The sequence below is a fragment of the Spirillospora sp. NPDC046719 genome, assembly GCF_040645715.1.
Taxonomy (GTDB): Bacteria; Actinomycetota; Actinomycetes; order Streptosporangiales; family Streptosporangiaceae; genus Spirillospora.
The window spans coordinates 1-5,751 of the sequence record NZ_JBEYYT010000520.1 but is presented as its reverse complement, the minus strand read 5'-3'; the positions used below and the strand labels follow the sequence as shown (position 1 = coordinate 5,751).

General features: G+C 75.9%; 4 protein-coding genes and 1 pseudogene. 2 read left to right on the top strand and 3 right to left on the bottom strand.

The genetic code is table 11. The features are described from left to right. Positions 1-207 (bottom strand): annotated as a pseudogene (locus tag ABZ914_RS44835) (ABC transporter ATP-binding protein); the annotation flags it as partial. 158 nt (positions 208-365) lie between these two features. Between ABZ914_RS44835 and ABZ914_RS44830 the strand changes: the two are divergent. Continuing rightward, positions 366-1,724 (top strand): NAD(P)/FAD-dependent oxidoreductase, encoded by a 1,359-nt coding sequence (locus ABZ914_RS44830; protein WP_500200805.1) that lies wholly within the window; start codon positions 366-368, stop codon positions 1,722-1,724. A 7-nt stretch (positions 1,725-1,731) separates the two neighbouring features. On the opposite strand, the gene ABZ914_RS44825 is transcribed toward ABZ914_RS44830, so the two are convergent. Both ABZ914_RS44825 and ABZ914_RS44820 read right to left on the bottom strand, forming a co-directional pair. Then, entirely contained in the window at positions 1,732-2,541 is an 810-nt protein-coding gene (locus ABZ914_RS44825) for an SDR family NAD(P)-dependent oxidoreductase (protein WP_500200804.1), read from the bottom strand. A gap of 84 nt (positions 2,542-2,625) precedes the next feature. Beyond that, a complete protein-coding gene (locus tag ABZ914_RS44820) occupies positions 2,626-3,318 on the bottom strand; it encodes an alpha/beta fold hydrolase (protein WP_500200803.1) in 693 nt (230 codons plus the stop codon). Positions 3,319-3,540: 222 nt separating this feature from the next. Between ABZ914_RS44820 and ABZ914_RS44815 the strand changes: the two genes are divergently transcribed. Then, complete coding sequence (locus ABZ914_RS44815; RefSeq protein ID WP_500200802.1) at positions 3,541-5,544, top strand: HelD family protein; 2,004 nt, start codon at positions 3,541-3,543, stop codon at positions 5,542-5,544. Positions 5,545-5,751 lie beyond the last annotated feature (207 nt).

The window sequence follows — 5,751 nt, the reverse complement described above, 5'->3', positions numbered from 1 at the left end:
CTCGGCCACGCCGAGGTGGACGCTGCCATCGGCGGGCCGGCGCAGCCCGGCGATGACGTCGCACCGCCACCCCCGGCCCGCGCCGTCCGGCCCGACGAGCCCGGCGACCGTGCCGGGCGGGACCGTCAGCGCGGCGCCCCGGACGGCGGTGACCCCGCCGACCCGCACGGTGACGTCCGCGACCCGCAGTCCCTGAGCGGTCGACATCGGCGCCTCCCGGCCGGTCCGGTGCCCGGCGGTCCGCATCGCGGGCCTTGTGTGATGTGGATCACTGACGGATCATCACCCTACTGAGGCGTGCGCGCGCGGGCAACGGGTGCTCGCGAGCAACGCGTGCGCGTGCCGGCGACGGCGCGGAGGGCGTTATGGCGGACTGGAGGACGCGGAGCCTGTGGCTGTCCCGCAACCCCTACGAGCCGGCGCCGCCGCTCGACGGCGACCTGGACGTGGACGTCATCATCGTGGGCGGCGGCTTCACCGGACTGTGGACCGCGATCCACATCAAGCACGCCGACCCGTCCGTGGACGTCGCCGTGCTGGAGCAGCGCGTCGCGGGGTACGGCGCGTCGGGCCGCAACGGCGGCTTCGCCATGACGATGGTGGGCCGCAACCTCCACGACCTGGCCCGCAAGGTCGGCCCGGCGCGTGCGCGCGCCACCCGGCTGGCGATGCGGAGCACGCTGCGCGAGATCGCCGCGTTCGTCCGCGACGAGGGCATCGACGCCGACCTGACCCGCCCCGGCCTGCTGACGGTCTCGAACGGGCCCGAGCAGGACGAGCGGATCCGCCAGGACCTCGAGGCGTCCCAGCGGCTCGGCCTCGACGACCTGCGCTACCTCAGCGGCTCCGAATGCCGCGCCCTCGTCGCCAGCGACCGGATCCGGTGCGGACACTTCGAGGACGACGCGCTGCTGGTGGACCCCGCCGCGCTCACCCGCGGCCTGCGCGACGCCGCCGTCCGCCTCGGCGTGCGGGTCTTCGAGTCGACGCCCGTCCACAGCCTCGCCCTGCCGGGCACGCACGTCCTGGCCCGCACCCCCGGCGGCGACGTCCGGGCGGACCGGGCGCTGCTCGCCACCAACGCCTATGCGCACGCGGTGCCCGCGCTGCGGCGCTGGCTGTTCACCATCGTCGCCTCGATCGTCGTCACCGAGCCGCTCACCGGCGAGCAGTGGAAGCGCGCCGGCTGGGAGGGCGGCGCGGGCGTCGAGGACAAGCGGATCATGCCGCACTTCCACCGGCCGACCCCCGACGGCCGGATCCTGTGGGGCGGCCGCGACGCACCGTTCGCGCCCGGCGGCCCCGACCCGCGCCAGGACCGGTCGCCGCAGGTGTTCCGGCGGCTGGAGGAGACGTTCCGCTGGACGTTCCCGCAGCTGGACGACGTGCGGATCGACCGCGGCTGGTGCGGTCCCGTCGCCGGCACCGTCAACTGCTTCGCGCACGCCGGGCGGCTCGGCCGCGGGCGGCGCGTCGTCTACGCCCTCGGGTACGCCGGCCACGGCGTCGGCCCGAGCCACCTGACCGCGAAGATCGCCCGCGACCTGCTGCTCGACCGCGACGGCGGGCTGCTCGACCTGCCGATGGCCGCGAAGCGGCCCGTGCCGCTGCCGCCGGGCCCGCTGCGCGCGCTCGTCCTGAACGGCTCGCAGCGCGTCCTGCAGCGCGCCGACGACGGCGACCGCGGCCCGCTGACCGGGCTCGCCCTGCGCTTCCTGCAGTGACGCCGGGTCAGGCCGGCTCGGCGCCGAGCGCCTGGAGCCGGTCGCGGGTCCACTCCTTCACGCCCGCGAGGAACCCCTCGACGTCCGCGGCCTTGCCCGACGCCATCTCGGCGAACCAGTCCGGTACGTACCGCTCGAACCGTCCGCTCTCGATGACCTCCAGCACCGCCGCGGCGACCTCCCGCGGCGGCAGCGCGTCGGACAGGTCGCTGAGCGGCGGCTCGTTGCCCGGCAGGGTGAACAGGTCGGTGTCGATCAGCGCCGGCTGGACGATGTGCGCCTGCACGCCCGTCCCGTCCAGGTCGACGGCCATGCTCTCCCAGAACGCGGTCAGCGCCGCCTTGGACGCGCCGTACGCGGCCTCGTGCGGCGGGCCGAGCCGCGCCGCGACGGACCCGATCGCGACCAGGTGCCCGTGCCCCCGCTCGATCATCCCGGGCAGCAGCGCGAGCGTCAGCCGCACCGGCGACAGGTAGTTCAGCCGCATCACGTCGTCGTTCTCGGCGGGCGCCATGTCCTGCACGCGCCGCCGCTTCGGCATCGCCGCGTTGTTGACCAGGACGTCCACGCCGCCGAGCTCGGCCTCCGCGGCGGCCGCGAGCCCGGCGGCCGCGTCCGGGTCGGAGAGGTCGGCGACCCACATCGCCGAGCCGGGGGAGTGCTCGCGGCAGCGGGCGAGCGTCTTCTCCAGCAGTTCCTCGCGCCGCGCGACCAGCCCGACCCGCGCGCCCGCCTCGGCCAGCGCCTCCGCGACGACCGCGCCGATGCCGGACGACGCGCCCGTGACCAACGCCGACTTTCCCGTCAGACTCACCATGCCGCCAACGTCACACACGGCCGCGCCGCGCGGCAAGGCGCACCGCCGTCCCGCGGCCGAAGAGCACGGCGGCGCGGCGGCCGCTCAGATCCAGCCCTCCAGCGACGCCATGAAGCCGTCGAGGTCGTCGCGGTGCACGCAGTGGCCGGTGCCCTCGACCCGCGTGACCGTGAAGCCCTTCGCGCGCAGGCCGGCGGCGAGGTCGTCCGGCACCAGCCGCCGGTCGCCCGCGGCCTGCACCAGCGACGGCACGACGGGCCGGTCCGGGACGAGGTCGATCGCCTCGCGCAGCCACCCGGCCGCGCGGACGTCCCATCGCGCGTACCCGTCCAGCTCGGCGGCGATGTCCTCGTCCGTCCACTTCGGGCACATCTTCCGGAGCTGCTCCGCCGTGGCCCGCTTGGTGAAGGCGGCGAACCCGTCGTGGTCCGCGCCCGGCTCGCCGCCGATCCGCCACGCCGGGTCGCTGTAGACGGCCTTGGCGGGGCGCAGGTCCGCGGCGGCCAGGGAGAGGGACAGCGCGCCGAGGGAGTGCCCGATCGCGACGTCCGCGCCGCTGGGAAGGGACTCCACCAGGTCGGCGGCGAACAGCTCAGGCGAGTACTCGGCGGCGTGCGCGCTCTCCCCGTGGCCGCGCAGGTCCGGCATGAGGACCCGGTAGCCGCGCGCGGCGAGCAGCGGCGCGACGCGGCACCAGGTGCCGGCGGACGCCATGACGCCGTGGATCAGCACGGCGGTCCTGTCGCCGCCGCCGGCTTCGTGGACCTTCAGTTTCACGGGGCTCCTTCCCGAGGGGACGGCGGAGGCTCCTGACCGGCGGGAGCGAGGGCATCGGAGGCAGGATGATTGATCATTTATACCTGCAAGTGCTGTATAGCATCCCCTCTCGGACGCCTCGCCGCCGGCGTCGAAACGGTGCCGCGCGAGCCGTTCCAGGCCGGTAAGGTGGTGGGTTTCGCCGCCCCGCGTCCGCCCCTCGCCTCCAGGAGGTCCTCCGGCATGCCCGCCGAACCGTCGATCCTCGCCGCCGAGCGCGCCCACCTGGCCGAGTCCCGCGCCGCGCTGCGCCGGATGCGCGAGCACGCGGAAGGCCTGTCCGCCGACGTCGCCGCCGACTGGGTGTCCAAGCAGTTCCTGGAGTCGCTGCTCGACCAGCGGGTCGCGGCGCTCGCCGACCACCCCGACACCCCGCTGTTCTTCGGGCGGATGGACCGCGACGGCGACGACGGCCCCGACCTGCCCGCCGTCATGTACGTCGGGCGGCGGCACGTCCACGACGGCGACGAGGGCCGCCCGCTGGTGCTGGACTGGCGCGCCCCGGTGTCGCGGGCGTTCTACCAGGCGGGCCCGGCCGAGCCGATGGGCTGGCGGCTGCGGCGCCGCTTCGGCTTCCAGGGCGGCGAGCTGACCGCCTTCGAGGACGAGCCGCTCGACGGCGGCGCGGAGCCCGGCCCGTCCCGGATCCTGACCGAGGAGATCGAACGCCCCCGCACCGGGCCGATGCGCGACATCGTCGCGACCATCCAGCCGGAGCAGGACGTGATCGTCCGCGCCGACCTGCCCCGCACCGTCTGCGTGCAGGGCGCCCCCGGCACCGGGAAGACCGCGGTGGGCCTGCACCGCGCCGCCTACCTGCTGTTCACCCACCGCGAGCGGCTGTCGCGGTCCGGGGTGCTGATCGTCGGCCCGAACCGCGCGTTCCTCGCCTACATCGCGGCGGTGCTGCCCGCGCTCGGCGAGGTCCGGGTCGAGCAGGCCACCATCGACGACCTGCTCGGCGAGCCGCTGGGGGAGGAGCCCGCGGCGGTGTCGGCCGCCAAGGGCGAGGCGCGGATGGCCGACGTGCTGCGCAGGGCGCTGTGGCTGCACGTCCGCAAGCCGGAGGAGGGCCTCGTCGTCACCCGCGGTGTCGCCCGCTACCGGCTGGCCGACCACGAGGTCAGGGAGATCGCGGCCGCGCTGCGCGGCACCACCCGCTACGGCAGCGGCCGCGCCGCGTTCGCGCAGCGGCTCGCGCACCAGATCCTCGTCCGGATGGAGCAGCGCGGCGAGGCCCCCGACGACCGCGTCCAGGACCAGGTGGCGCGCAGCAGGCCGGTCAAGCAGCTGCTCGACCAGGTGTGGCCCAAGGTCTCGCCCGAGCAGGTCCTCTACCGGCTGCTGTCGGACGCCGCCTTCCTGAGCGCAGCGGCGAAGGGCGTCCTCGACGCCGAGGAGCAGGCCGCGCTGCTGTGGGAGCGGCCCGCCCGGTCGCACCGCTCGGTGAAGTGGACCGCCGCCGACCGGGCGCTGCTGGACGAGCTGGCCGACCTCATGGAGCGCACCGCCTCGCTCGGGCACCTGGTCGTGGACGAGGCGCAGGACCTGTCGGCGATGCAGCTGCGCGCCCTCGGCCGCCGCTGCGGCACCGGGTCGGCGACCGTCCTCGGCGACCTCGCCCAGGGGACGACGGCCTGGTCGGCGCGGTCCTGGAAGGAGGTCCTGACCCATCTCGGGCAGGACGGCGAGGTCACCGAGCTGACCCTCGGCTTCCGCGTGCCCGGCACCGTCCTCGACTACGCCGCGCGGCTGCTCCCGCACATCGCGCCCGAGCTGGAGAGGCCGCGGTCGCTGCGCGCCGGCGCCGGGGCGCTGGACGTGCGGCGCGTGCCCGACGTGGTGGCCGCGGCGGTGGACGCCGCGCGCGAGGCCCTCGCCCGGGCGGGCTCGATCGGGCTGATCGTGCCGGACGCGCTCGCGGACGCGCACGCGGCGGCGCTGGCGGAGGCCGGGCTGGACGCCTCGCTGCTCGGGCCGGAGTCCGACGGCACCGCGCGGCTGCTCGTCGTCCCGGCGACGCTGGCGAAGGGCCTGGAGTACGACCACGTGATCGTCGCCGAGCCCGCCGCCATCGCCGCCGCCGAGGCGCGCGGACTGGCCCGGCTGTACGTCGTGCTGACCCGCGCGGTGACCTCGCTGACGGTCCTGCACCGGGACGACCTGCCCGCCGAGCTGGCCTCCTGACCCCGCCGCCGTCCCCGCGCCCCGCTTCCGCCCACCGCCCACCGCCCTGATCGGGAAGGACCGGCCATGACCGTCCCGCCCCTGTTCACCGAGACCGTCGAGCTGCCCGCCGCGCCGCCGTTCGACCTGGGGCCCGCGCTCCGCTTCATGTGCGGTTTCGCGCCCACCGCCGGCGAGCAGGCGGTCGACGGCGGCACCCTCACCAAG

What these genes read in the sequence shown, in the direction of transcription:
- ABZ914_RS44830 (WP_500200805.1), top strand. Translation starts at nt 366, where the DNA reads ATGGCGGACTGGAGGACGCGGAGCCTGTGGCTGTCCCGCAACCCCTAC.
- ABZ914_RS44825 (WP_500200804.1), bottom strand. Translation starts at nt 2,541, where the DNA reads ATGGTGAGTCTGACGGGAAAGTCGGCGTTGGTCACGGGCGCGTCGTCC.
- ABZ914_RS44815 (WP_500200802.1), top strand. Translation starts at nt 3,541, where the DNA reads ATGCCCGCCGAACCGTCGATCCTCGCCGCCGAGCGCGCCCACCTGGCC.